Below are 25,306 nucleotides of genomic sequence, written 5' to 3'. Positions count from 1 at the left end.
AGCAAGGCCGAAATCATGGCAGCCATTACCTTTCGCCCTGCAGTACCTGAAGATGCTGCAACCTGCATAACCATCCGGGCCTTGACCCGGGAGAACGCTTTCACGGAAGAGGACCTGCGCGCCTTGGGTATCACCGTCGATACCTGGAGCAGCGGCATCCGCGACGGGCATTCCCCCGGGTTCGTGGCTTGCAATGACGATCAGATAGTCGGCTACTGCTTCGCCGACAAGGACAGCGGCGAGGTCACCGTGCTTGCCCTGTTACCCGCATACGAGGGCCAAGGAACCGGCAAGCGTTTGCTTCAGATGGTTGTCGACCATCTGCGGGAGCTTGGGTTCGAACGCCCCTTCCTGGCTTGTTCCAGCGACCCGAGCGTACGCTCATATGGCTTCTATCGTCATCTGGGCTGGAAACCCACAGGTGAGCAGGATGAAGCGGGCGACGAGATCCTGCAGTTCGGTTCGATATAGCGCTCATGAAATATGCAAAAGCCCGCATTCAAGCGGGCTTTTGGGTGCTCTCTATCGGCGCAGGATCATTCCCACTCGATGGTCGCCGGCGGCTTGCTCGACACGTCGTAGGTCACGCGCGAGATACCGTCGATTTCGTTGATGATACGGCCGCTGACGGTTTCCAGCAGCTCGTACGGCAGGTGCGCCCAGCGCGCAGTCATGAAGTCCACGGTCTCGACGGCACGCAGGGCCACGACCCAGGCGTAGCGACGGCCGTCGCCAACGACGCCCACCGACTTGACCGGCTGGAACACCACGAATGCCTGGCTGGTCTTGTGGTACCAGTCGGCCTTGCGCAGCTCTTCGATGAAGATGTGGTCGGCGCGACGCAGGATGTCGGCGTATTCCTTCTTCACTTCACCGAGGATGCGCACGCCCAGGCCCGGGCCCGGGAACGGGTGGCGGTAGACCATGTCGTACGGCAGGCCCAGCTCCAGGCCGATCTTGCGCACTTCGTCCTTGAACAGTTCACGCAGCGGCTCGACCAGCTTGAGGTTCATTTCCTCCGGCAGGCCACCGACGTTGTGGTGCGACTTGATCACGTGGGCCTTGCCGCTCTTGGCGCCAGCCGACTCGATCACGTCCGGGTAGATGGTGCCCTGGGCGAGGAACTGGATGTTTTCCAGCTTGCTGGCTTCGGCATCAAACACGTCGATGAAGGTGCGGCCGATGATCTTGCGCTTCTTCTCCGGGTCGGCTTCGCCGGCCAGGTTGTCGAGGAACTGCTTTTCAGCGTCGGCACGGATGACCTTGACGCCCATGTTCTCCTTGAACATGGCCATCACCTGGTCGCCTTCGTGCAGGCGCAGCAGGCCGTTGTCGACGAATACGCAGGTCAGCTGGTCGCCGATGGCGCGGTGCAGCAGCGCAGCAACCACCGAGCTGTCGACGCCGCCGGACAGGCCCAGCAGAACGTTGGCCGAACCGACCTGCTCACGCACCTGGGCAATGGCGTCTTCGACGATGTTGGACGGGGTCCACAGGGCTTCACAGCCGCAGATGTCCTGCACGAAGCGGGACAGGATGCGACCGCCCTGCTTGGTGTGGGTCACTTCCGGGTGGAACTGCACGCCGTAGTAGCCGCGCGCGTCGTCGAACATGCCGGCGATCGGGCAGCTCGGGGTGCTGGCCAGCACGTGGAAGTTGCCCGGCATCTGGGTGACCTTGTCGCCGTGGCTCATCCACACGTCCAGGCCCAGCACGCCGTCGTCGTCAACGTGGTCTTCGATGCCATCGAGCAGGCGGCTCTTGCCGACCACGTCTACGCGGGCATAACCGAACTCACGCAGGTCGGAACCTTCGACCTTGCCGCCCATCTGTTCGGCCATGGTCTGCATGCCGTAGCAGATGCCCAGCACCGGTACGTTCAGGTCGAATACCGCCTGCGGGGCGCGTGGGCTGTTGGCTTCGTGGACCGACTCGGGGCCGCCGGCGAGGATGATGCCGCGCGGGTTGAATTCGCGGATCGCTTCATCGTCCATGTCGAACGGATGCAGCTCGCAGTACACGCCGATTTCGCGCACGCGGCGGGCGATCAGCTGGGTGTACTGGGAACCGAAATCGAGGATCAGGATGCGGTGAGCGTGAATGTCGAGGGCCATGACTCAATCTCGTCAGTGGAAATCGGAAACGACGCGGGGCTGTCGTGACAGCCCCGCTTTCTGTTGTAGCTGGAAGCCTCAGCCTACGCGGTAGTTAGGGGCTTCTTTGGTGATCTGCACGTCATGCACGTGGGACTCGGCCATGCCGGCACCGGTGATGCGTACGAACTCCGGCTTGGTGCGCATCTCTTCGATGGTTGCGCTGCCGGTATAGCCCATGGACGAACGCAGGCCGCCCATCAGCTGGTGGATGATCGCGGCCAGGGCGCCCTTGTAGGGAACACGGCCTTCGATGCCTTCCGGTACCAGCTTCTCGGCGCCGGCCGAGGAGTCCTGGAAGTAGCGATCGGACGAGCCTTGCGCCTGTGCCATGGCACCCAGCGAGCCCATGCCGCGGTAAGCCTTGTAGGAACGGCCCTGGAACAGTTCGACTTCACCCGGAGCCTCTTCGGTACCGGCGAACATCGAACCCATCATCACGCAGGAAGCACCGGCAACGATGGCCTTGGACAGGTCACCCGAGAAGCGGATGCCGCCGTCGGCGATCAGCGGCACGCCAGTGCCTTCCAGTGCAGCGGCAACGTTGGCGATGGCGCTGATTTGCGGCACGCCGACACCGGCAACGATACGGGTGGTGCAGATCGAGCCTGGGCCGATACCGACCTTGACCGCGTCAGCGCCAGCTTCGGCCAGAGCCTTGGCGGCAGCGCCGGTGGCGATGTTGCCGCCGATCACCTGTACTTGCGGGTAGGTTTCCTTGACCCAGCGAACACGGTCGATCACGCCTTTGGAGTGACCGTGAGCGGTGTCGACCACCACTACGTCAACGCCAGCAGCCACCAGGGCGGCAACGCGCTCGCTGGTGTCCTTGCCGGTGCCGACTGCGGCGCCGACGCGCAGGCGACCCTGGTCGTCCTTGCTGGCCAGCGGGTAGGCCTTGGCCTTTTCGATGTCCTTGACGGTCATCATGCCCTTGAGGTTGAACTTGTCGTCAACGATCAGGACTTTTTCCAGGCGGTGCTTGTGCAGCAGCTCGCGGACTTCGTTCTTGTTGGCGCCTTCGCGGACGGTGACCAGACGCTCTTTGGGGGTCATCACATCGCGGACCTTGGCGTCCAGGCGGCTTTCGAAGCGCACGTCACGGGAGGTGACGATGCCGACCAGGTCGCCGTTCGCCAGCACCGGAACGCCGGAGATGTTGTTCAGGCGGGTCAGGTCGAACAGGTCGCGCACGGTGGCGTCGGCGTCGATGGTGATCGGGTCCTTGACCACGCCAGCCTCGAACTTCTTGACCTTGCGGACTTCGCTGGCCTGCTGCTCGATGGTCATGTTCTTGTGGATGATGCCGATGCCGCCTTCCTGGGCCATGGCAATGGCCAGGCGCGCTTCGGTCACGGTATCCATGGCGGCGGAAACCAGCGGAATGTTCAGCTCGATGCCACGGGTCAAACGGGTCTTGAGACTGACTTCATTAGGCAGTACCTCGGAATAGCCAGGTACAAGGAGGATATCGTCGAAGGTCAGGGCTTCTTGGCTGATACGCAGCATCGCGGGGGCTCCCGGGCGGGAAAAATGGAAGCGCGCCATTATACTCATGCACGGCGCGCCGCTCAATGCAAAAAAAGGGCCTTCGGTCAGCCTTGTGGCAGTTTTACCTGTACCACGGCCACCGGCTGGTCGAGCCAGTCGGCGAAGCTGTCGAGAAAGGCCTGGGTGAACCCGGCCTCGCCCCAGTTGTTGAAGATGAACCCCAGGTTGGAAAAGGCACATGGTTGCAGGTAAATGAAGCCATTGATGTCATCTTCGAAGCCGCACAGCGGGCAGGTAAAGTTGTCGCTCACCGCCGGCATCCATTCTTCGAGGCTTTCGAACAGCGGCTCGCCCACCTCACGCCGGCACTCGGGGCAACCGGCCTCTTCGAGGAAACCTTCGGTAGGGGTATAGATGCAGCGCTTGAGCATCACCTCCAGGCCGTTGACCTGCTCGCCGAAGGGCAGTTTCTCCGGGTGCAGGGCCACTTTGCGGGCACCTTCGGCCAAGGCATGGGCCATGCGGTTGCCGGTGCGGCCACAGGTGGTCAGCTGTTCCTCGACGACTTTCTCGCGCACCAGCCAGCGCAGGATGGCGCGGGCACGGGCTTCATGCACCGGGACGGTAGACAGCTTGGGAACGATGATGCTCTGGGTGTTCATGAACGGGGCAAGCCTGAAAAACTGCGGTAATGACGCAATTCTACCGCCTGCTCAGGCGCTCAGATAGCGACCGATCAGCGCCAGCCCGCTGGCCAGCACCAGCCAGGTGACCAGGCGCACGAACGCTTCGCGGGACAGCCGGTGGGTCAGCCTGCGCCCTGCCCAGAGACCAGCAAGCATGACCGGCAACAGGCAGGCGGCGAGCAGCAGCAGGCTTTGGTCGGCATAAACGCCAGCGATCAGGAACAGTGTCAGGCGCACTACCGTACTGCAGCTGATCAGCGCGCTCTGGGTAGCGCGCACTTGCTCCTTTACCTCCAGCCGCGCACTCAGGTACAGGGCATAAAGGAAGCCGCCACTGCCGAACAAGGCACCGAACAGCCCGCCTGCCGTGCCCATCGGCACCGCCCAGAAACCGGACAGACTGGCCGGCCGCACCTTCACCGCCAGCCCGTACACGGCATATGCCGTGACGAACAAGCCCATCAGCAGCAGCAACAGGTCGGACTTCAGCTGTAGCAGGAACACCACGCCCAGCGTGCAGCCAACGGCCATGAACGGCAGCAGCCGCAGCAACTCGCCCCGCACGACATCGCGGCGCGATGGCAGCAGGTTGCCGAAGGCAGCGACGAAGTCCAGCAGCACCAGCAGCGGAATGATCCGCGACAGCGGCATGAAGTGGATCAGCACTGGGCCGGCCACCAGCGCAGTGCCGAAACCGGCGATACCGAAGACGATGTAGGCAACGCCAACACCCAGCAGGATGGGCAGCCAGTCGAGGCCGGAAAACGACAGTTGAGCGAGCATGGCAGCAGTTCCTGGGAAGACAGGCAAAGGTTAGCCAGCCATGAGCCATGCCGACTAATATGCATTTTTCGCCACAACCATCTCGAAAAGGCATGACATGACGTCGATCCGCCAGTTGCGTTACTTCGTGGAAATCGCCGAGTGCGGCAGCTTCAGCGGTGCCGCCGAGCGGCTGTACATTGCCCAGTCGGCGCTGAGCCGGCAGATCAAGGAGCTGGAACAGCAACTGGGCACGCCGCTGTTCGAACGCACCGCGCGCCTGCCGCGCCTGACACTGGCTGGCCAGGCCTTTCTGGAACGGGCGCGGCGCTTGCTGGCCGACCTGGCGCAGGCCGAGCGGGTGACCCGCGACATTGGTGAAGGGCTGCAGGGCAGCCTGCGCCTGAACCACTCCAGTACAGTGCCACTGACCGGCCCGCTGCTGGCTCGCCTGGGCGGCTACTTGCACGACAACCCAGGGGTTTCGCTGGAAATTGCCCAGCAGTCGTCGGAGGCGCAACTGGAGGATATTGCTAATGGACGCCTGGATATCGGCCTGCTGCGTTTACCTGTGTTGCGCCAGCATGAAGGCGTGGTGCTGCATGCGCTGTTCAGTGAGCCATTGCTGCTGGCGGTTGCCGCTGGGCATCCGCTGGCTGACGCACCACAGGTGAAGCTTGAACAGTTGCGGGAAGAGCGCTTCATTTCCATTCCGCACCGGGACCGTGGCGGGCTGAGTTACTTGTCGGCCTCACTGTGCATGGATGCGGGTTTTTTCCCGCGCGCGGCGCAGGTGCTGTCGCGCAAGACCACCCAGTTGCAGCTGATTCAGGCGGGGTTTGGGGTGGCGTTGCTGCCGGCGTGCATGCGCGAGATTGCGCCAGCCTCAGTCAGCTTCGTGGCGCTGGAGGGAGGGTGTGAGAGTACTGTGGCGATGGCTTGCAGGCGGGATGCGGGGCAGATGATCAGGCAATTCGTGGCTGCGATGCAGGGTTGATGGCACCGGCGATGCCGGTGTTCGCGGGTAAACCCGCTCCCACAGGTACAGCGTCAACTCGAAGCCAGCGCAGCCTCTGTGGGAGCGGGCGTGCCCGCGAAACAGGCAGCGCCGTTGATGGCACCGGCTTCGCCGGTGTTCGCGGGCTCGCCCGCTCCCACAGAGATGCGACAGGGCCGGGACAGACAACCGGGGCCGATGTCCTTTATGATGCCCGCCATGATCAGAGACCCTTTCGAACGACTCGGCCTGGACCGCGAGGTCCTTACCGTCAGCCAACTCAACGGTCGCGCCCGCGTGCTGCTGGAGGACGTGTTCCGCAGCGTGTGGGTGGAAGGCGAGATTTCCAACCTCGCCCGCCCAGCCTCCGGCCACATGTACTTCACCCTCAAGGACAGCGGCGCGCAGGTGCGCTGCGCGCTGTTCCGGCAGAACGCCACGCGGGTGCGCCAGGCCCTGCGCGACGGCCTGGCGGTGCGGGTGCGCGGCAAGGTTTCGCTGTTCGAGGGGCGTGGCGACTACCAGTTGATTCTCGACACCGTCGAGCCGGCCGGCGACGGCGCCTTGCGCCTGGCCTTCGAGGCCCTGAAGGAAAAGCTCGGCGCCGAGGGGCTGTTCAGCACCGAACGCAAGAAGCCGCTGCCGGCCCACCCGCAGCGCATCGGCATCATCACCTCGCCCACCGGCGCGGTGATCCGCGACATCATCAGCGTGTTCGGCCGCCGCGCCCCGCAGGTGGAACTGAACCTCATCCCCACCGCAGTACAGGGCCGCGAAGCCATTGCACAGATCGTGCGCGCCATCCGCCTGGCCGACAGCCTCGGTTTCGATGCACTGATCCTGGCCCGCGGCGGCGGCTCGCTGGAAGACCTGTGGTGCTTCAACGAAGAAGCCGTGGCGCGGGCCGTGGCCGCCTGTGTCACGCCGATTGTCAGCGCCGTGGGCCATGAGACCGATGTTTCGATCAGCGACTTCGTAGCCGACGTGCGCGCGCCCACACCGTCTGCCGCCGCCGAGCTGCTGGCCCCCGACAACAGTGGCCTGCAGCAACGCCTGGATGGCCTGCAGCGGCGCCTGCTGCTGCGCATGCAAAACCGCCTGACCCACGACCGCCTGCGCCTGGAGTCGCTGACCCGGCGCCTGCGCCACCCGGGCGAGCGCTTGCGCCAGCAGGCCCAGCGCCTGGACGACCTGGACATGCGCCTGCGCCGTGCGTTCATGCTCAACCTCAACCAACGCCGCGAGCGCCTGGCACGCCTGGATACCCGCCTCGCCGCGCAGCACCCGGGGCGCACCCTGAAACTGCTGGGCCAACGCCTGGACAGCCTGGCCGAACGCCTGCCACGGGCGATGCGCGAAGTGCTCAAGGACCGCCGCCAGCGCTTCCAGACCCAGTTGCAGACGCTGCAGGTGGTCAGCCCGCTGGCCACCCTCGCCCGCGGCTACAGCATCCTGCTGGACGAACAGGGCCAGGCCATCCGCAGCGCCGAACAGACCCGCAATGGCCAACGCCTGACCGCCCGCCTGAACGAAGGCGAGCTGTTGGTGCGAGTCGAAGACAACCACCTGACCCCGGTCACCCTCTCACTTCTGGACTGACACATGCCCCGCCTGCTCGCGCCCCTGCTTGCCCTTTCCCTCCTGCTGCTGGCCGGCGGCGCCCAGGCCAGCTACATCACCCGCACACTGAACAAGCCGGTACCCGGCGGCGTGGCGGTGGTCGACCTCGGCCCCGCCGCCAGTGCACCCACCGCCAGCTTCGACGGCAAACCGGTGCTGGTGGTGAAGGAGCAGGACAACTGGCTGGCCATCGTCGGCATCCCGCTGACCCAGAAGCCCGGCACCGCTGTGCTGAACCAAGGCGGCCGTACCCTGCCCTTCACGGTCGGCAGCAAGAAGTACCCCGAGCAGCGCATCACCCTGAAGAACACCCGCCAGGTCAACCCGAACCCGGCCGACCTCAAGCGCATCGACCGCGAGCTGGCCGAGCAGATCAAGGCTTACCGCAGCTTCAGCCCGCCCCTGCCGAGCAACCTGATCCTCGACAAGCCGGTCAGTGGCCCGCTGTCGAGCAAGTTCGGCGTGCGCCGCTTCTTCAATGGTGAAGAACGCAACCCACACGCCGGGCTGGACTTCGCGGTACCGGCTGGCACGCCGATCAAGACCCCGGCCAATGGCAAGGTGATCCTGGTGGGGGATTACTTCTTCAATGGCCGCACGGTGTTCGTCGACCACGGGCAGGGCTTTATCAGCATGTTCTGCCATATGTCGAAGATCGATGTGCAGGTGGGGCAGCAGTTGCGCCGGGGCGAGGTGGTCGGGCGCGTGGGCTCGACCGGGCGGGCTACCGGGCCGCACATGCACTGGAACGTCAGCCTGAACGATGCGCGGGTGGATCCGGCGATTTTCATTGGCGCGTTCCAGCCCTGAGACCGCAGCGCCTGCTTCGCGGGCATGCCCGCTCCCACAGGTATTGCGCCGCGCCTGAAGGCTGTGCTGTACCTGTGGGAGCGGGCGCGCCCGCGAAGAGGCCAGCACATGAGACATCATGTTCAACCGCGTTGCGCCATCGAAAAAGACTGCGCAAAAGTCGAGAAGCACTCAGAAAAATATAGCAATAAAATATCGCCTATAAGCTTTTTTTAAGCATTCCTATCAATTTTTGCTGAACGCTTGCCATCCCCCACCCCACTGTTTAAGTTTGAAGGCATGAAAACCTTCAGCACCCTCATCCTGCTCCGACAACATCGCAGCCTCTGCCTGGTCAGCGCCCGACTACCAGGCTGAATCGCGTCGCCTCGCCTCTTCATCTCGTTATCGCTCGGCAGGCCCGATCTCGGCCGCACACAAAAGGATTGCTTCCATGACCATGCTCAAAGACCCTTCGAAGAAATATCGCGCTTTCCCGACCATCGACCTGCCTGACCGTACCTGGCCGTCGAAGACCATCACCGCCGCGCCGATCTGGTGCAGCTCCGACCTGCGTGATGGCAACCAGTCGCTGATCGAGCCGATGGATTCGGAGAAGAAACTGCGCTTCTGGAAGACCCTGGTGCAGGTTGGCGTGAAGGAAATCGAAGCCTCGTTCCCGTCCGCATCGCAGACCGATTTCGACTTCGTGCGCATGCTGATCGAAGAAGGCCACATCCCGGACGACACCACTATCCAGGTGCTCACCCAGGCCCGTGAAGACCTCATCGCCCGCACCTTCGAGTCGCTGCGCGGGGCGAAGAAGGCCATCGTCCACCTGTACAACGCCACCAGCCCGTCGTTCCGCCGCATCGTCTTCAACCAGGACAAGCAAGGCGTTAAGGACATCGCGGTGAACGCGGCCAAGCTGTTCGTCAAGTACGCCGCCCAGCAGCCGGAAACCCAGTGGACCTTCCAGTACTCGCCGGAAACCTTCAGCGCCACCGAGATGGAGTTCGCCAAGGAAGTCTGCGACGCGGTGATCGAGGTGTGGAACCCGACCCCTGAGCACAAGATCATCCTCAACCTGCCGGCCACCGTGGAAGTGTCCACGCCGAACATCTACGCCGACCAGATCGAGTGGTTCTGCCGCAACGTCAGCCGTCGCGACAGCGTCATCATCAGCCTGCACTGCCACAACGACCGTGGCACCGGCATCGCCGCCACCGAACTGGGCCTGATGGCCGGTGCCGACCGCGCCGAAGGCTGCCTGTTCGGCAACGGCGAGCGTACCGGTAACGTCGACCTGGTGACCCTGGCGTTGAACCTCTACACCCAAGGCATCGACCCGCTGCTGGACTTCTCCGACATCGACGGCGTGCGCAAGGTGGTCGAAGAGTGCAACCAGCTGCCGGTGCACCCACGCCATCCGTACGTGGGCGACCTGGTCCACACCGCGTTCTCCGGCTCGCACCAGGACGCCATCCGCAAGGGCTTCGCCAAGCAGCAGGAAGGCGAGCTGTGGGAAGTGCCTTACCTGCCGATCGACCCGGCCGACATCGGCCGCAGCTACGAGGCGGTGATCCGCGTCAACAGCCAGTCGGGCAAAGGCGGCATCACCTACCTGCTCGAGCAGGAATACGGCATCAGCCTGCCGCGCCGCATGCAGATCGAGTTCAGCCAGGTAGTACAGGGTGAAACCGACCGCCTGGGCCTGGAAATGACCGCCCAGCAGATCTACAGCCTGCTGCACAAGGAATACCTCCAGGCCAACGCCCCGTACGCGCTGGTCAGTCACCGCCTGCAGGAAGAGAACGGCCACAGCGCCGTGGAAGTGGAAGTCGCCGGTGAGGGCGAAACCACCCTGCACTGGCGCGGCAAGGGCAACGGCGCGCTGGAGGCGCTGGTGGCCGGCCTGCCGATTGCCGTGGAGATCATGGACTACAACGAGCACGCCATTGGCGCCGGTACCAATGCCAAGGCTGCGGCCTATATCGAACTGCGCGTGGCCGGTGGCCGCCCGGTACATGGTGTGGGCATCGATGAAAACATCACCACGGCCAGCTTCAAGGCACTGTTCAGCGCGCTGAACCGCTCGCTGAGCCAGCAGGAAGCCAAGGCGGCCTGAGCGTTAGCGCAATGAATGAGAAAGCCCGCATCGTTTGATGCGGGCTTTTTTGTGAGCCTGTGCCGGCCTCTTCGCGGGCTTGCCCGCTCCCACAGGTACTGCACAGCTCCCGAGAGCGGCGCAATCCTGTGGGAGCGGGCGAGCCCGCGAAGAGGCCCGCACAGGCAATGCAAAAACTGCAGGCAAAAAAAGGGGCGCCGACCAAGCGCCCCATAAGCCGTAAAGCACACAACAAATTCAGTTGGCGTCCAGCAGCGCCATCGCCTCCGCACTGCACGCTTCGATCCGCGCCCAGTCGCCGTTCTTGATCCAGCTGCTGTCGAGCATCCAGGTGCCACCCACGCACATCACATTGGGCAAGGCCATGTAGTTGCGCACGTTGGCCGGGTTCACCCCGCCGGTCGGGCAGAAGCGAATATCGCCGAACGGGCCGCCAAAGGCCTTGATCGCCGCGACGCCGCCGCTGATTTCCGCAGGGAACAGCTTGAAGCGGCGGTAGCCCAGGGCATAGCCCATCATGATTTCGGACGGCGTGCTGATGCCTGGCAGCAGCGGGATCTCGCTGTCCACACCGGCCTCGAGAATGTCCTGAGTAATGCCCGGAGTAACGACGAACTGCGCACCCGCAGCTTCAACGGCCGCAAACATGCCGCGATCGAGCACGGTGCCGGCACCGACACAAAGTTCCGGGCGCTGCTCGCGCAGCACCTGAATGGCCTTCAGGCCATACTGCGAGCGCAAGGTCACTTCCAGGGTACGGATACCGCCGGCCGCCAGGGCATCAGCCAGCGGCAGGATGTCTTCCTCACGGGCGATGGTGATCACCGGCAGGATGCGCGCCTTTTTGCAAATGGCGTCGATCCGTGCGGCTTTGTCGGCCATCGAGAGCTTGGGCTGTGGGCGTTCAAGGGTGGTCATGACTGTGGATCCTTGGCTCATGGGCACCAGTAGATGTCCAGGGGGGCGTGAAGAAAAGCGCGAATCGGCATTTCGGTAAGGTCGTTGCCAGCCAGCGCGGCGCGCAGGGTAGCGAGTTTGCCCTGCCCTTGTACGGACAGCGCGGTAAAGGCGGCACTGGCCAGCAGCGAGCGGGTCATCGACAGGCGCTGGTGCGGCACGCTCGGTGCCAGCAAGGGCAGGCAGCGGCGCGGGTTGGCCAGGTCGAGGCCTGCTTCCAGGTTGGGGCTGGCAGGGAACAGCGAAGCGGTATGGCCATCATCACCCATGCCCAGCACAAGTACGTCGATCGGTGGCAGCTCGGCCAGGGCCTGATCGGCCTTGCCCGCAGCAGCATCGAGGTTCTCCGCCTGCTGGTACAGGCCAATGAAGCAGGCCTTGGCCGCCGCGCCCTTGAACAGGTGGCGGGCCAGCAGGCCGGCGTTGCTGTCGGCGTGCTCCACCGGCACCCAGCGCTCATCGGCCAGGCTGACGGTAACCTTGGCCCAGTCGAGGTTTTCGCTGGCCAGCTTTTCGAGGAACGGCACCGGGCTGCGGCCACCGGACAGCACCAGGCAGGCCTGGCCCTTGGCGGCAATGGCCGTGCGCAGGCGCTCAGCCACGTCATGGGCCTGGGTTGCGGCCAGAGCCTTGGCATCCGCCAGCTCATGCACCTTCACAACCGTTGGCAGTTTCAGTTCAGATATCCCCATACCACGCCCTCCCATCGCGTGTGATCAGTGCAATCGAGCTCATCGGCCCCCAGGAGCCTGCCGCGTATGGCTTGGGTGCATCACCCGCGTTACGCCAGCCGGCGATCAGCTGGTCGCACCACTTCCAGGCATATTCGATTTCGTCCTTGCGCACGAACAGGTTCTGGTTGCCGCGCATCACTTCGAGCAACAGCCGCTCGTAGGCATCCGGAATCCTTGCACTGCGCCAGGTGTCGGAGAAATTCAGCTGCAACGGGCCGCTGCGCAGTTGCATGCCTTTGTCCAGGCCCTGCTCCTTGGTCATCACCCGTAAAGAAATGCCTTCGTCCGGTTGCAGGCGGATGATCAGCTTGTTACCGATCTGCAAACGCTGTTCCGGGGCGAAGATGTAGTGCGGTGTTTCCTTGAAGTGGATGACGATCTGCGACAGCTTCTGCGGCATGCGCTTGCCGGTACGCAGGTAGAACGGCACGCCCGACCAGCGCCAGTTGCGGATGTCGGCACGCAGGGCGACGAAGGTTTCGGTGTCGCTCTGGGCGTTGGCGTTGTCTTCTTCCAGGTAACCGGGCACCGGCTTGCCTTCGCTGTAGCCGGCGATGTACTGGCCGCGCACCACACGGGTGCTCAGCCCTTCGCCGGTGATCGGTGCCAGGGCCTTGAGTACCTTGACCTTTTCGTCACGGATGGCATCGGCGGACAGTTCGCTGGGGGGGTCCATGGCGATCAGGCACAGCAGCTGCAGCAGGTGGTTCTGGATCATGTCGCGCAGCTGGCCGGCCTTGTCGAAGTAGCCCCAGCGGCCTTCGATACCGACCTTTTCGGCGACGGTGATCTCCACATGGGAGATGGAATTCTGGTTCCACTGGGTTTCGAACAGGCTGTTGGCGAAGCGCAGGGCGATCAGGTTCTGCACCGTTTCCTTGCCCAGGTAGTGGTCGATACGGTAGACCCGGCTCTCGGGGAAGAACCGCGCCACGGCATCGTTGACCCGGCGCGACGACTCCAGGTCGTGGCCAATGGGCTTCTCCAGCACCACCCGGGTGCGCGCGGCCAGCCCGGCCTTGTCGAGGTTTTCGCAGATGGCCCCGTACACCGCCGCTGCGGTGGCGAAGTAGGCGATCAGCGGCAGCTCGCCCGGCAACTGCTCGGCCAGGGCCTGGTAGCCCTCGGGCTGGAGGAAGTCCAGGTGCTGGTAGCTCAGCCGGGCGAGGAAGCGGCCCAGCGCAGCGGGCTCGATATCGGCCTCGGGCACATGCCGGCGCAGGTGCGCTTCGATGCTGTCCAGGTGGTCCTGCGCGCTACCGGCCTCGCGAGCCAGCGCCAGCAGGCGGGTATCCGGGTGCAACAGGTTGGCCCGGTCGAGCTGATAAAGCGCAGGAAACAGCTTGCGCAATGCCAGGTCGCCGAGGGCGCCAAACAGGGCAAAGGTGCAAGGTTCGACACTGATCGCAGCCATGATGTTGGTTCTTTCCTAAAGTTGGTCTAGGAATACCGCTTTCACATACGGTTTTCAAGGGATAATGTAGTAAAAACCACAACATTACACACAAGTGTTACAGACAAGTGGTACGTCAACCGCGCCGACAGTACGATAGACGACCGTGCAAAAAGCCTGCTGCTCCCACAGCCGGCTGTCTTCCCGACCCAAGGACACACCCATGGACCGCGTGCGAAACCTCCTGGAACAGATCCAGGGCCGCCTCGACGAGCTGAACAAGGCCGAACGCAAAGTCGCCGAAGTCATCCTGCTCAACCCGCAACAAGCCACCCGTTTCAGCATCGCTGCGCTGGCCCAGGCGGCCAAGGTCAGCGAACCGACCGTCAACCGCTTCTGCCGCTCGTTCGGCGTCAGCGGCTACCCCGAGCTCAAGCTGCAGTTGGCGCAGAGCCTGGCCAGCGGCGCCGCCTATGTCAGCCGCGCGGTAGAGGCTGACGATGACCCGGCAGCCTACACCCAGAAAATCTTCGCCAGTGCCATCGCCTCGCTCGACAGCGCCTGCCAGCAGCTCGACCCGCAGCAGGTCAGCCGTGCCGTGGACATGATGATCCAGGCCCGGCAGATCCACTTCTTCGGCCTGGGCGCCTCGGCCCCGGTGGCGCTGGACGCCCAGCACAAGTTCTTCCGCTTCAACCTGGCAGTATCGGCCCACGCCGACGTGCTGATGCAGCGCATGCTGGCCTCGGTGGCGCACACCGGCGACCTGTTCGTGATCATTTCCTACACCGGGCGTACCCGCGAACTGGTCGAAGTGGCCCGCCTGGCCCGGGAAAACGGCGCCTCGGTGCTGGGCCTGACCGCCGCCGGTTCGCCGCTGGCCAATGCCTGCAGCCTGAGCCTGCACATTCCGCTGCCGGAAGACACCGACATCTACATGCCGATGACCTCGCGAATCATCCAGCTGACCGTGCTCGATGTACTGGCCACCGGCATGACCCTGCGCCGTGGCGTGGACTTCCAGCCGCACCTGCGCAAGATCAAGGAAAGCCTCAACGCCAGCCGCTACCCGATCGAGGACGACGAGCTCAACTGAGCCGGTGCGCCTGCAGGCGCAGGTGGGCACGCTGCCCCGGCGCCAGGCTCAGGCCCTCGCCACTGCCGCTGGCGGCCTCGACACAGACGAAGTGCTGGCATTCACGCCCGGTCACGCCCATCAGCGGGCGGTTGCCCGGGTGCCAGACCACCGTGTCGTCGCTGTCACCGGTATCGATGCACAGCTCGCGCTGCCAGGCCGGGTCCTGCAGTTGCACCCGCGGCGTGCCGGGGTAGACCTTCTGGCAGCCGCCCTTGAGCTTCAGCGCGCCATCCTCACGGCAGGCCTGGCGGTTGAGGCGGTCGTAGCCTTCGATATCCTCGAGCCCGGACAGCGCTATCTCAGCCACGTCACTGATACGCCAGTAGGCCAGCAGGGCATGGCTCAATTGGCAGGGTTCGCTGTCCTGGTGCTCGGTGCTCAGGCTCAGCTCCATGCGGCTGCCCAACCGGGCATGCAGGTCGACCTGCCAGTCGCACAGGTCCAGCCGCCACTTCAGGGTTACGCCCTCCTCGTCCTCGCGGCTGTCCACCAGCTTCCAGTCCAGCAAGCGCGCCCAGCCATGGGCCGGCCACAAGTCCTCGCTGGGGTGGCGGCCATACCACGGCCAGCACACCGGTACGCCACCGCGTATCGCCCCCACCTGCGGCCACTGCTCGGCGCACCACAACCAGGGCCGTTCACCCGCCGGTTGAAAATGCAGCAGTTGCGCACCCTGGCGGCTGAACACCGCCTGGCAACGGGGGTGATCGATGATCAGCACATCGCGCTGCTGGTAACGCTCCCACTCGAATGTCGGCCGGGGCCGCTGCGAGGCAAAGAAGCGATGGAGCGGATGTTCGGGCATGGTTCAGAGCTCTTGTTGTTTGAGATAGCGCTGTCTCGGCCTATCCCCGGCACCCACTGCAGGGCAGTGGGTGCCGACTATCGAAATAGTACCGAGAATGGATTGGCGTAAATTTACAACAATAGCCCTCAGAATGACGACTGAATCTTCAACCCTGCGACCAGCGCGTTGTCCACCTCATCCACCCCGCCGGGGCTCTTGATGTACTGCAGGTTGGGCCGCACGGTCAGCCAGTTGGTGACATGGAAGCCGTAGTAGAGCTCGGCGTTGTACTCGGTACGCTGCAGCGGCACGAAGCCTGGGTTGTCGTAATCGTTGATGCCGTTCTGGGCGTTGAGCAGTTCGGCGCGTTTCTTCACGTCGTCATTCACATGAATGCGCGCCACGCCGAAGCCGATGTCATCCTTGGGCCGGGCATCGAAGGCGCCTTTATAGACCAGCCCCACCTGCTGGTAGTTGTCGACGACGTTGGTGGCCTGGTCGTGCACGGTGAAGTTGGCGAACAGGCTAAGGCCGCGGTTGACGTCGCCGCCATGGGCAGTGACCTGCTGCTGTGCCACTACCCACCAGCCATGCTTGCTGGAGTGCGACTTGAAGGCTTCGCCCGTCAGCGCCTGCGGGTTGCCGTTGACGTCATCGAACACATCATCGGCCTTGGCCGTGCTGTAGTAGTAACCCAGGCGGTACTCGCCCGGCAGGCCGTTGACCTTGGGTGACCACACCGCTTCCACCGGCAGGATCGCGCCCTTGGTGCCGCTGCCACTGAGCTTGAAGCCGTTGCCGGTTTCCAGGTTGGAAGGGTTCTGCTCGAAGGCACCGACCTGGACGAAGAATTCCGGGGTGATGTTGTATTTCACCCGCAGCGCCCACTGGCTGACCGGCCAGTTGTACCAGATGCCGCCAACCCAGTTGCCGACCTGCGAGCCGCAGAAGGCTAGGTTCTGGAAGTCGCAGGGGAAGCTGTTGAAGTCCTCGCCCTCGCCGAAGCGGCCAAATTTCACGTCCAGCGCACCGTCGAAGTACTTCTGCTTGACCCACATCTGGGTCAGGCGCCAGGTCTGGCCACGGCCCCACACTTCCTGCACCGAGCTGAACTGCCCGGCGCGCGGATCGCTGATACGGTCGTTGGACAGGTTGCGGCCGCTACGCTCGGTGATCGCCAGCTTGAACTCGGCATCGTGCCAGCCGAAGATTTTCTGCAGGTCCAGATGCGCGCCAAGGGCGAACTGGTCGCTATAGCGCGCGGTCTTGTCGTCGTTGTAGCCGCCGTGCAGGTTGCCAGCGACCTCACCGACATAATCGAGGGTGAAGTCGTAGCCCTTTTCCAGCAGTTCGGTACGGGTGCCACCCCAGTCGCCGGTCATCCACTTCGATTCGCTGGAAAAGGCCTCAGCAGCCTGCGCGCCGCTGCTACCGGCCATTGCCAGTGGTGCGAGCAAGGCCAGCGAGCCCAATGTCCTGATGCGTTTGCGCTGTTCCATCCCTTTGCGTCCTCTTTTTCTTATTGATGGTGTAGACGAGTTATCGGCCTTTGAAATGCGCCACGTTGTCCTTCATGGCTGCGGCAGTGGTGGCCAGGTGCAAGCGCTCGCCGCTGGCGGCATCGAACAGCAGCACCCGGGCCGGGTCGAATTGCAGGTTCAGGCTGTCGCCGACCCGACACGCCACATCTGGCGCCAGGCGGCAGCAGACCTTGGTCTGGTTGAGGGTGACGAACACCAGCAGGTCTGGCCCGGTGGGCTCGGTCACCTGCACCTCGGCGCGAATGCCCGGCAGGCCATTGCCCTCCGCGGCCCCAAGGGCAATCTGCTCGGGGCGGATGCCAAGGATGATCTCGCGGCCATCCAGTTCGTCAGCGGCCACCCCCAAGGGCAGCTCGCAACGCGCCTGACCGCTGTCGAGCACGGCCAGCAGGCGCCCGTCCTGTTGCGTGAGGCGCACCGGGATGAAGTTCATCGGCGGCGAGCCGATGAAGCTGGCGACGAACTGGTTGGCCGGATCGTTGTAGATCTGCTGCGGGGTGCCGAACTGCTGGATGATGCCGTCCTTCATCACCGCCACCTTGTCGCCCAGGGTCATGGCCTCGATCTGGTCATGGGTGACGTACACGGTGGTGGTCTTCAGGCGCTGGTGCATCAGTTTCATTTCGGTACGCATCTCGACGCGCAGCTTGGCATCGAGGTTGGACAGCGGTTCATCGAACAGGTAGATCTTCGGCCGCCGCGCCAGCGCCCGGCCCATGGCCACGCGCTGCTGCTGGCCACCGGACAGCTGCGCCGGCTTGCGCGCCAGCAGGTGCTCGATCTGCAACAGCTTGGCCACCCGCGCCACCTCCTCGTCGATGGCGGCCTGGGGCAGCTTGCGGATCTTCAGGCCGAACTCGATGTTCTCGCGCACGCTCATGGTCGGGTACAGCGCGTAGGACTGGAACACCATGGCGATGTCGCGGTCCTTGGGGCTCATGCCGCTGACGTCCTGCTGGTCGATGAGAATCGCGCCGCCGCTGATCTGCTCCAGCCCGGCGATGCAGTTCATCAAGGTCGACTTGCCGCAGCCCGACGGGCCGACCAGGATCAGGAACTCGCCATCCCTGATCGACAACTGGATGTCCTTGAGGGTGTCCGGCAAGCCGCTGCCGTAGGTCTTGTTCACGTTACGAAGTTCGAGCGTTGCCATGACTTACCCCTTTACCGCGCCAGCAGTCAGCCCGCGGACAAAATATTTGCCTGCCACCACGTAGACCAGCAGGGTTGGCAGGCCAGCGATCATCGCCGCCGCCATGTCGACGTTGTATTCCTTGGCCCCGGTGCTGGTGTTGACCAGGTTGTTCAGGGCCACGGTAATCGGTTGCGAATCGCCGCTGGAGAACACCACGCCGAACAGGAAGTCGTTCCAGATCTGGGTGAACTGCCAGATCAGGCAGACCATGATGATCGGCGTGGACATCGGCAGGATGATGCGGCGGAAGATGGTGAAGAACCCGGCACCGTCCAGGCGCGCAGCCTTGACCAGGGCATCGGGGATGCTCACGTAGAAGTTGCGGAAGAACAGCGTGGTGAAGGCCAGGCCGTAGACCACGTGCACCAGCACCAGGCCGGTCGTGGTGCTGGCCAGGCCGAGCTTGCCGAGGGTGAACGAGGCCGGCAGCAGCACGGTCTGGAACGGCAGGAAGCAGCCGAACAGCAGCAGGCCGAAGAACAGCTGCGAGCCACGGAAGCGCCACATCGACAGCACATAGCCGTTCAGCGCGCCGATAGCGGTGGAGATCAGCACTGCCGGCACGGTGATCATGATCGAGTTCCAGAAGTAACCGCTGACCGTGCCCCAGGCCTTGACCCAGCCGATGCCGGTAATGACCACCGGCCAGCTCAGCAGGTTGCCGGTGCTGATGTCGTCCGGGGTCTTGAAGCTGGTCAGCAGCATCACCACCAGCGGCACCAGGTACAACAGCACTGCCAGCAACAGCACCGCGTGGATGGCAATGCGGCTCGGGCTCAGCGCCGGTTTGTCGACAGGGCTATGCATGGCGTTTGCTCCGCAGCTCCGAGTACAGGTAAGGCACGAGGATCGCCAGGATCGCCCCGAGCATGAGGATGGCGCTGGCCGAGCCCATGCCCATCTGGCCGCGGCTGAAGGTGAACGAATACATGAACATCGCCGGCAGGTCGGACGAGTAGCCTGGGCCGCCGGCAGTCATTGCCGCCACCAGATCGAAGCTCTTGATGGCAATGTGCGCGAGGATCATCAGCGAGCTGAAGAACACCGGGCGCAGGCTGGGCAGTACCACGCGCCAGTAGATGCGCGGCAGGCTGGCGCCGTCGATCTGCGCGGCGCGGATGATCGACGGGTCGACACCACGCAGGCCGGCGAGGAACATCGCCATGATGAAGCCGGAGGCTTGCCACACGGCGGCAATCACCAGGCAATACACCACCCGGTCGGGATCGATCAGCCAGTCCAGGCGAAAGCCCTCCCAGCCCCAGTCGCGCAGCAGCTTGTCCAGGCCCATGCCGGGGTTGAGCAGCCACTTCCAGGCGGTGCCGGTGACGATCATCGACAGCGCCATGGGGTACAGGTAGATGGTGCGGATGAAACCTTCGCGCCGGATGCGCTGGTCCAGCAAGACCGCCAGCACTACGCCGATGGCCAGGCTGATGGCGATGAACAGGCCGCCGAACAGCAGCAGGTTCTTGCTTGCCACCCACCAGCGGTCGTTGTCGAACAGCCGGACGTACTGCGCCAGGCCGGCCCACTTGTAGGTGGGCAGGAAGGTCGAGGTGGTGAAGGACAGGACGAAGGTCCAGAGGATGTAGCCGTAGAAACCCACCAGGACGATGAACATGCTCGGCGCCAGCACCAGCTTGGGCAGCCAGCGCTGTAGCGCGTCCAGGGGTGAGGCCCGCAGTTGGGCGGTAGCTGTGGTCATGGTTCAGATCCCCGTTTCAGGAATGGCATGCACTCTTGTAGGAGCAGCCTTGTGCTGCGAAGAGGCCATTGCAGGCACAGCAACGCCTCAAGCCATGCCGGCCCTTTCGCAGCACAAGGCTGCTCCTACAGGATGGTTGCCAGCTTTACTGGGCAGCCTTGATCGCCGCCGCCAGCTTCTTCGCCGCATCGGCCGGGTCGGCCTTGGGGTCGTTGATGTAGTTGGTCACCACATCGAAGAATGCGCCCTGCACGGCCAGCGTGGTGGCCATGTTGTGCGCCATGCTTGGCTGCAGGCCGCCGGTCCTGGCATCGGCCAGGAAGTCCTTGGCGGAGGTCTGCGCGCAGGCATCGAAGCCATGCTTGCCCATGTCGGCGAGCATGTCGTTGCGCACCGGGATCGAGCCCTTGTTGCTGCTGAAGACCTTCTGGAAGTCCTCGCCCAGCACCTTGCGCGCAATGTCCTGCTGGCCGGCGGACGTGCCGGCGTCGTTCTGCTTGAACACCACCAGTGAGTCGATGTTGTACAGGAACGCCTTGTCGGTGCCGGGGAATGGCACGCACTGGTAGTCCTTGCCGGCGGTTTTCTTCGCCAGGGTCCATTCGCTCTTGGCCCAGTCGCCCATGATCTGCATGCCGGCCTTGCCGTTGATCACCTTGGCCGCTTCCAGGTTCCAGTCCTGGCCTTTGCCATCCGGGTCCATGTAGGTGGCGACCTTTTTCAGTTCGGTCAGCGCCTTGACCATCTGCGGGCCGGTCAGGGCCGCGCTGTCGAGGTCGACCAGGGCCTTCTTGTAGCCGTCGGCACCCATCACTGCCAGCACCACGTTTTCGAACACGGTGCTGTCCTGCCACGGTTGGCCACCATGGGCGAGCGGGATGAAGCCGGCGGCCTTGAGCTTGTCGGCGGTGGCGTAGAATTCGTCGAGGGTGGCGGGTGCCTTGTCGATGCCGGCCTTCTTGAAGACGTCGGGGTTGATCCATAGCCAGTTGATGCGGTGGATGTTCACCGGCACGGCGACATAGTCACCGTCGTACTTGACGGTATCGGCGACTTTCTTGTCGAGCAGTGAGTCCCACTTTTCTTCCTTGGCCACACCCTTGAGCACATCGGCGTCGAGCAGCCCGGTGGCCGCCCAGTCCTGGATGTCCGGGCCCTTGATCTGCGCGACACCCGGCGGGTTGCCGGCCACGGCGCGGCTCTTGAGCACGGTCATGGCCGTGGCACCACCACCACCGGCGACGGCGCCGTCCTTCCAGGTGAAGCCATCGTTTTCGACCTGGGTCTTGAGTACATCAACCGCCGCTTTTTCACCCCCGGAAGTCCACCAGTGCACCACCTCGACACTGCCTTTGGAGTCGGCAGCCAGAGCACTGAACGGAAGTAAGGAAGCCAGGGAGATGGCGGCAGCGAGGCGGAGCGTGGGATTCATTGGGGCACCTTTCTTGTTGTTATGCCGGGCAAGTCTTCGCTTGCATTGCATGAAGTCTAAACAGCGTGTCCGCCTCGCCAGGTAACGAAGCGACGCGCGAATGTCATCGTTTGGTTACATTACCGGCCAGGCCGCTGGCCAGGCTGGGTGCCAGTGGCAAGCCCGGCAGCAGCAGCGCCTGGTAGGCATGATAGAGGTCGGGTTTGCCTGGCCAGATGGTCGCGGCCGGCTGGTTGTGCGCATCGAGTTCGTGGTGCCAGCTGCCAGCGCCGTGGTCAATGAAATGGTTGGCGATGAAGTCCCAGCAACGACGGTACCACTGCTCGTAGTGCGCCTCGCCCGTGCGCTGCAACAGGGCTGCGGCGGCGGCGCAGGCTTCGGCATGCACCCAGTGCAGGCGTGCGCGCACCACCGGGCGATCGGCCCAGTCCAGGGTGTAGACGAAACCTGGCGCGCCATCGACGTTCCAGGCCAGCTGGCAGGCAGCGTCGAACAACGCGCGGGCGCTACCTGGCAGCCAGCCGGGTGCTTGCAGCTCGGCCCGTTCCAGGCTGGCCTCCAGGTGCAGCAGCAACCGCGCCCACTCCAGGGCATGCCCGGGCGTGGTGCCATAAGGCCGGAAGTGGTCGGCCGGGTGCGCCTGGTTGTAGTGCGGCAGTGGCTGCCAGAGGGCGTCGAAATGCTCGATGACCCGGTAGCCGTTGGCGGCGGCATGGGTGTGGATGATGCGTTCGGCGATACGCAAGCCGCGTTGCAGCCACAGGCTGTCGCCAGTGACATCCGCCAGGGCCAGGAAAGCCTCGACCGCATGCATGTTGCTGTTGGCGCCACGGTACGGCTCGGGCAACTGCCAGGTGCGGGAGAAGGCTTCCCGCAGGGCACCCTCCTCTTCACTCCAGAAATGCGCTTCAAGTACCTGCACCGCGTCTGCCAGCAGGGCTGTTGCATCCCCAGCACCGGCCATTACCGCCGAACTGGCAGCCAGGGCGACGAAGGCGTGCAGGTAAGCCGCCTTGCCACTGTCGTCATGGCCACCGGGGTGAGCGAACCAGCCGCCGTAGGTGGCATCCTGCAGCGCCCCGCGCAAGGCGGCCACACCGTGTTCGGCATAGGCCAGGTAACCGGGCACGCCCTGCAGGTGAGCCAGGGCGAAGCAGTGGGTCATGCGGGCGGTGTTCAGGGTTTCGGCGCGGGCACCAGGGGCAACCTGCCCCTTGGCATCCAGATTGCCAAAACCGACGGGCAGTTTCGCGGCCTTGGCGAAGGTCAGCAGGCGCTGCCCTTCGGCCATGCGCCAGGCGGTGTGGGCCGGGGCGTCGAACCAGCGGGTGGAAGGCAGGTTGGAGGTGTTCATGGGCCAGCTTGATCCTTGCCAGTCGTCTGCGCATTCTAGTCAGCGGGGTTTGCCGGGCTGTCACGAAGGACAGCGGGTTTGTCACCGGGCAGTGACATTTCGCTTACCTGTACCGGCCTCTTCGCGGGCAAGCCCGCTCCCACAGGTACAGCGCAAGCATTGAGATTTGTGTGGTCCTTGTAGGAGCAGCCTTGTGCTGCGAAGAGGCCGGCACAGGCAACACAACCCTTCAGTCCATGCCCCGCGGCAGATACAAGGTCACCCGCAACCCGCCCTCACGCAGGTTCAGCAAGCTCACCTCTCCCCCATGGCTATGGGCAATGTTGCGCGCAATCCCCAACCCCAGCCCATAACCCTGCTGCTGCCCGGCCAGGCGGAAGTGCGGCTCGAATACCTGCTCCAGCTGCTGCTGCGGCACCCCCGGCCCCTGGTCATCCACCTGCAGGACGAACCCCTCGGCAGTGTCGATGATGCGCAGCCGCGCCCGCTCGCCGTACTTGATGGCGTTGTCGATCAAGTTGCCGATGCAGCGCCGCAACGCCAGCGGCTTGCCCGGGTAAGGCGCCAGCGCCCGGCCTTCGAGCGTGATGCGGCCATCGCCCAGGTAAGGCTCGGCCAGGATTTCCAGCACCTGGTTGAGGTCGACCGGCTCGATGTTCTCGTGGATGTCGGTGTCCTTCACGCACTGCAACGCACCTTTGACCAGCAGCTCCAGCTCGTCCAGGTCCTGGCTGAACTTGGCCTGCAGCCGCTCGTCCTCCAGCAGTTCGACACGCAGGCGCAAGCGAGTGATCGGCGTGCGCAGGTCGTGGGAGATGGCACTGAACAGCTGGCTGCGCTCGGTCAGGTAGCGGCTGATGCGCTCGCGCATGCTGTTGAACGCGCGCCCCACCTCGACCACTTCACTGCCACCGCCTTCGGCCACTGGCGCCACATCGGCGCCCAGCGACATCTCCCGCGCAGCCCGCGCCAGGCGCTTGAGCGGCCAGCTCTGCCAGTGCACCAGCAAGCCGATGAACAACAGCAGCAAGGCCGTGGTCAGCACGATGAAGCCTATCTGCTGGCGCGGCAGGCGCTCGGCTTCCAGGCTGGTGTAGGGCTCGGGCAGCAGCGAGGCAATGTACAGCCACTCGCCCTCGCCCAGACGGATCTGCGTTACCAGCACCGGCGGGTTGAGCGGCTCCAGGGTCAGCGAGTAATGGGCCCAGGAACGTGGCAGCTCGTCGAGCTTGAGGCCACTGTTGAAGATGCGCAGGTCGTCTGGCGCGACGAACGCCACGGAAATTTCCATCTGCGAACCCAGGCGCTCATGCAGCACTTGCCGGAACACATCGATCACCGCCTGCTTGCGCGGGGTAACGGGCAGTACCGGCATGTCCAGCGGCTTGGCATTGAGCGACACGAAGAAGCGCGTGCCGCCCATGCTGCGCAGCTGGTCGAGGACCATCGGCCGGTAGGCCACCGGCAGCGAGCGGAAGTAGCTGACGCTGGCGCTCATCGAATGGGCCAGGCTGCTGGCGCTGGCACGCAGGCCCTGCAACTGGCTGGCGCGTAACTGGGCAACCCAGATGATGCTCGACAAACCCTGGGCCAGCAGCACTACCAGCAGGGTCAGCAGCAGCATGCGCCCCAGTAGCGAGCGCGGCAGCAGGCGCCAGCGCCGTTCAGGGTGCACTGCAGACATGGGCAGCCAACAGGTAGCCGCTGCCGCGTACGGTGCGGATCAGCCGGGGTGGTTTGTCAGTATCGCGCAGGCGCTGGCGCAGGCGGCTGACCGCCATGTCGACAATGCGGTCCAGCGGCATCGGCTCGCGGCCACGGGTGGCGTTGCCGATGGTGTCGCGGTCGAGGATCTGCTGTGGGTGGTCGAGGAACAGCTTGAGCAGGGCGAAGTCGGCGCCGGAGAGAATCACCTCCTCACCGTCGCGATGGAACAGGCGGTGGCTGACCGTGTCCAGGCGCCAGTCGTCGAAGGCCAGCACCGCACTGCCCGGCGCCGCCTGGCCGAACTCGGCGCGGCGCAGCAGGGCCTTGATCCGCGCCTGCAGTTCGCGGGGGCTGAACGGCTTGCCCAGGTAGTCGTCGGCGCCCAGCTCCAGGCCGATGACCCGGTCGGTTTCGTCGGAGCTGGCGGTGAGCATGATGATCGGTACCCGTGCCTGGCGCGGGTGCTGGCGTACCCAGCGGCACAGGCTGAAGCCGTCTTCGTCGGGCAGCATGACATCGAGGATGACCAGGTCGCAGGGGGTGGTTTCCAGGGCGCGGCGAAAGCCCTTGCCGTCGGCTTCGGCATGCACCTGGAAGCCGGAGCGGCTCAGGTAGGTTTGCAGCAGTTCGCGGATTTCCTGGTCGTCGTCGACCATCAGGATCGATTTGCCGGCAGTGCTCAAGGTGGTCCTTCCTTTTGTTAGTTACAGGTCTTTGTTGCCTGTTTTTATTGG

General features: G+C 64.2%; 22 protein-coding genes. 6 read left to right on the top strand and 16 right to left on the bottom strand.

Annotation, left to right across the window (positions count from 1 at the left end; translation table 11 throughout):
- Positions 1–15: 15 nt before the first annotated feature.
- The gene (locus A4C63_RS02895) at positions 16–471 is read left to right on the top strand and encodes a GNAT family N-acetyltransferase (protein WP_063911426.1); all 456 of its coding nucleotides are present in this window, start codon (positions 16–18) and stop codon (positions 469–471) included.
- Positions 472–536: 65 nt separating this feature from the next.
- Here the strand turns inward: A4C63_RS02895 and guaA are convergent, their stop codons facing one another.
- The 4 genes from guaA to A4C63_RS02875 form a co-directional block, all read right to left on the bottom strand.
- Positions 537–2,114 (bottom strand): glutamine-hydrolyzing GMP synthase, encoded by a 1,578-nt coding sequence (guaA, locus tag A4C63_RS02890; protein WP_063911425.1) that lies wholly within the window; start codon positions 2,112–2,114, stop codon positions 537–539.
- Positions 2,115–2,192: 78 nt separating this feature from the next.
- A complete protein-coding gene (guaB, locus tag A4C63_RS02885; RefSeq protein WP_063911424.1) occupies positions 2,193–3,662 on the bottom strand; it encodes an IMP dehydrogenase in 1,470 nt (489 codons plus the stop codon).
- 86 nt (positions 3,663–3,748) lie between these two features.
- Positions 3,749–4,306: a hypothetical protein gene (locus A4C63_RS02880; RefSeq protein ID WP_063911423.1), complete on the bottom strand. Its 558-nt coding sequence runs from the start codon at positions 4,304–4,306 to the stop codon at positions 3,749–3,751.
- A gap of 51 nt (positions 4,307–4,357) precedes the next feature.
- The gene (locus A4C63_RS02875) at positions 4,358–5,113 is read right to left on the bottom strand and encodes a sulfite exporter TauE/SafE family protein (RefSeq protein ID WP_063911422.1); all 756 of its coding nucleotides are present in this window, start codon (positions 5,111–5,113) and stop codon (positions 4,358–4,360) included.
- Positions 5,114–5,210: 97 nt separating this feature from the next.
- On the opposite strand from A4C63_RS02875, the gene A4C63_RS02870 reads away from it, so the two are divergent.
- The 4 genes from A4C63_RS02870 (at position 5,211) to leuA (ending at position 10,626) form a co-directional block, all read left to right on the top strand.
- Positions 5,211–6,089, top strand: coding sequence for a LysR family transcriptional regulator (locus tag A4C63_RS02870; RefSeq protein WP_063911421.1), 879 nt, complete (start codon positions 5,211–5,213; stop codon positions 6,087–6,089).
- Between the two features lie 219 nt (positions 6,090–6,308).
- Positions 6,309–7,688: an exodeoxyribonuclease VII large subunit gene (gene xseA / locus A4C63_RS02865; protein WP_063911420.1), complete on the top strand. Its 1,380-nt coding sequence runs from the start codon at positions 6,309–6,311 to the stop codon at positions 7,686–7,688.
- Between the two features lie 3 nt (positions 7,689–7,691).
- The gene (locus A4C63_RS02860; protein WP_063911419.1) at positions 7,692–8,519 is read left to right on the top strand and encodes a M23 family metallopeptidase; all 828 of its coding nucleotides are present in this window, start codon (positions 7,692–7,694) and stop codon (positions 8,517–8,519) included.
- 433 nt (positions 8,520–8,952) lie between these two features.
- A complete protein-coding gene (gene leuA / locus A4C63_RS02855; protein WP_060709697.1) occupies positions 8,953–10,626 on the top strand; it encodes a 2-isopropylmalate synthase in 1,674 nt (557 codons plus the stop codon).
- 237 nt (positions 10,627–10,863) lie between these two features.
- On the opposite strand, the gene A4C63_RS02850 is transcribed toward leuA, so the two are convergent.
- The 3 genes from A4C63_RS02850 to zwf are packed head-to-tail and all read right to left on the bottom strand — an operon-like array spanning position 10,864 to position 13,731.
- The gene (locus tag A4C63_RS02850; protein ID WP_063911418.1) at positions 10,864–11,544 is read right to left on the bottom strand and encodes a bifunctional 4-hydroxy-2-oxoglutarate aldolase/2-dehydro-3-deoxy-phosphogluconate aldolase; all 681 of its coding nucleotides are present in this window, start codon (positions 11,542–11,544) and stop codon (positions 10,864–10,866) included.
- A gap of 17 nt (positions 11,545–11,561) precedes the next feature.
- On the bottom strand, positions 11,562–12,275 hold the full coding sequence (gene pgl, locus A4C63_RS02845; RefSeq protein WP_063911417.1) for a 6-phosphogluconolactonase: 714 nt from the start codon (positions 12,273–12,275) through the stop codon (positions 11,562–11,564).
- Positions 12,262–13,731: a glucose-6-phosphate dehydrogenase gene (gene zwf, locus A4C63_RS02840; protein ID WP_063911416.1), complete on the bottom strand. Its 1,470-nt coding sequence runs from the start codon at positions 13,729–13,731 to the stop codon at positions 12,262–12,264. The genes pgl and zwf overlap by 14 nt, the downstream gene beginning before the upstream one ends.
- 211 nt (positions 13,732–13,942) lie before the next feature.
- Between zwf and hexR the strand changes: the two genes are divergently transcribed.
- Positions 13,943–14,806 carry a DNA-binding transcriptional regulator HexR gene (gene hexR, locus A4C63_RS02835; protein WP_169774905.1) on the top strand — a complete coding sequence of 288 codons (864 nt, stop codon included), beginning with the start codon at positions 13,943–13,945 and terminating at the stop codon, positions 14,804–14,806.
- On the opposite strand, the gene A4C63_RS02830 is transcribed toward hexR, so the two are convergent.
- The 9 genes from A4C63_RS02830 to gltR all read right to left on the bottom strand — a co-directional run bounded on the left by A4C63_RS02830 (position 14,799) and on the right by gltR (position 25,255).
- A complete protein-coding gene (locus A4C63_RS02830) occupies positions 14,799–15,653 on the bottom strand; it encodes a D-hexose-6-phosphate mutarotase (RefSeq protein ID WP_063911415.1) in 855 nt (284 codons plus the stop codon). The genes hexR and A4C63_RS02830 overlap by 8 nt on opposite strands.
- A gap of 128 nt (positions 15,654–15,781) precedes the next feature.
- The gene (locus A4C63_RS02825) at positions 15,782–17,074 is read right to left on the bottom strand and encodes a carbohydrate porin (protein ID WP_256202895.1); all 1,293 of its coding nucleotides are present in this window, start codon (positions 17,072–17,074) and stop codon (positions 15,782–15,784) included.
- Between the two features lie 100 nt (positions 17,075–17,174).
- Positions 17,175–18,329, bottom strand: coding sequence for an ABC transporter ATP-binding protein (locus A4C63_RS02820; protein WP_063911413.1), 1,155 nt, complete (start codon positions 18,327–18,329; stop codon positions 17,175–17,177).
- Positions 18,330–18,332: 3 nt separating this feature from the next.
- The gene (locus A4C63_RS02815) at positions 18,333–19,178 is read right to left on the bottom strand and encodes a carbohydrate ABC transporter permease (RefSeq protein WP_063911412.1); all 846 of its coding nucleotides are present in this window, start codon (positions 19,176–19,178) and stop codon (positions 18,333–18,335) included.
- Positions 19,171–20,079, bottom strand: coding sequence for a carbohydrate ABC transporter permease (locus A4C63_RS02810; RefSeq protein WP_063911411.1), 909 nt, complete (start codon positions 20,077–20,079; stop codon positions 19,171–19,173). The genes A4C63_RS02815 and A4C63_RS02810 overlap by 8 nt, the downstream gene beginning before the upstream one ends.
- Positions 20,080–20,224: 145 nt before the next feature.
- Positions 20,225–21,511, bottom strand: a complete 1,287-nt coding sequence (locus tag A4C63_RS02805; protein WP_063911410.1) for an ABC transporter substrate-binding protein — start codon at positions 21,509–21,511, stop codon at positions 20,225–20,227.
- A gap of 103 nt (positions 21,512–21,614) precedes the next feature.
- Positions 21,615–22,865, bottom strand: coding sequence for an AGE family epimerase/isomerase (locus A4C63_RS02800; RefSeq protein WP_063911409.1), 1,251 nt, complete (start codon positions 22,863–22,865; stop codon positions 21,615–21,617).
- A gap of 229 nt (positions 22,866–23,094) precedes the next feature.
- Positions 23,095–24,549, bottom strand: coding sequence for an ATP-binding protein (locus A4C63_RS02795; protein WP_063911408.1), 1,455 nt, complete (start codon positions 24,547–24,549; stop codon positions 23,095–23,097).
- Positions 24,530–25,255 (bottom strand): two-component system response regulator GltR, encoded by a 726-nt coding sequence (gene gltR / locus A4C63_RS02790; RefSeq protein WP_054573359.1) that lies wholly within the window; start codon positions 25,253–25,255, stop codon positions 24,530–24,532. The genes A4C63_RS02795 and gltR overlap by 20 nt, the downstream gene beginning before the upstream one ends.
- Positions 25,256–25,306: the final 51 nt, after the last annotated feature.

The organism is Pseudomonas sp. p21 (genome assembly GCF_001642705.1).
Taxonomy (GTDB): Bacteria; Pseudomonadota; Gammaproteobacteria; order Pseudomonadales; family Pseudomonadaceae; genus Aquipseudomonas.
This window is presented reverse-complemented; position numbering and strand designations above follow the sequence as displayed.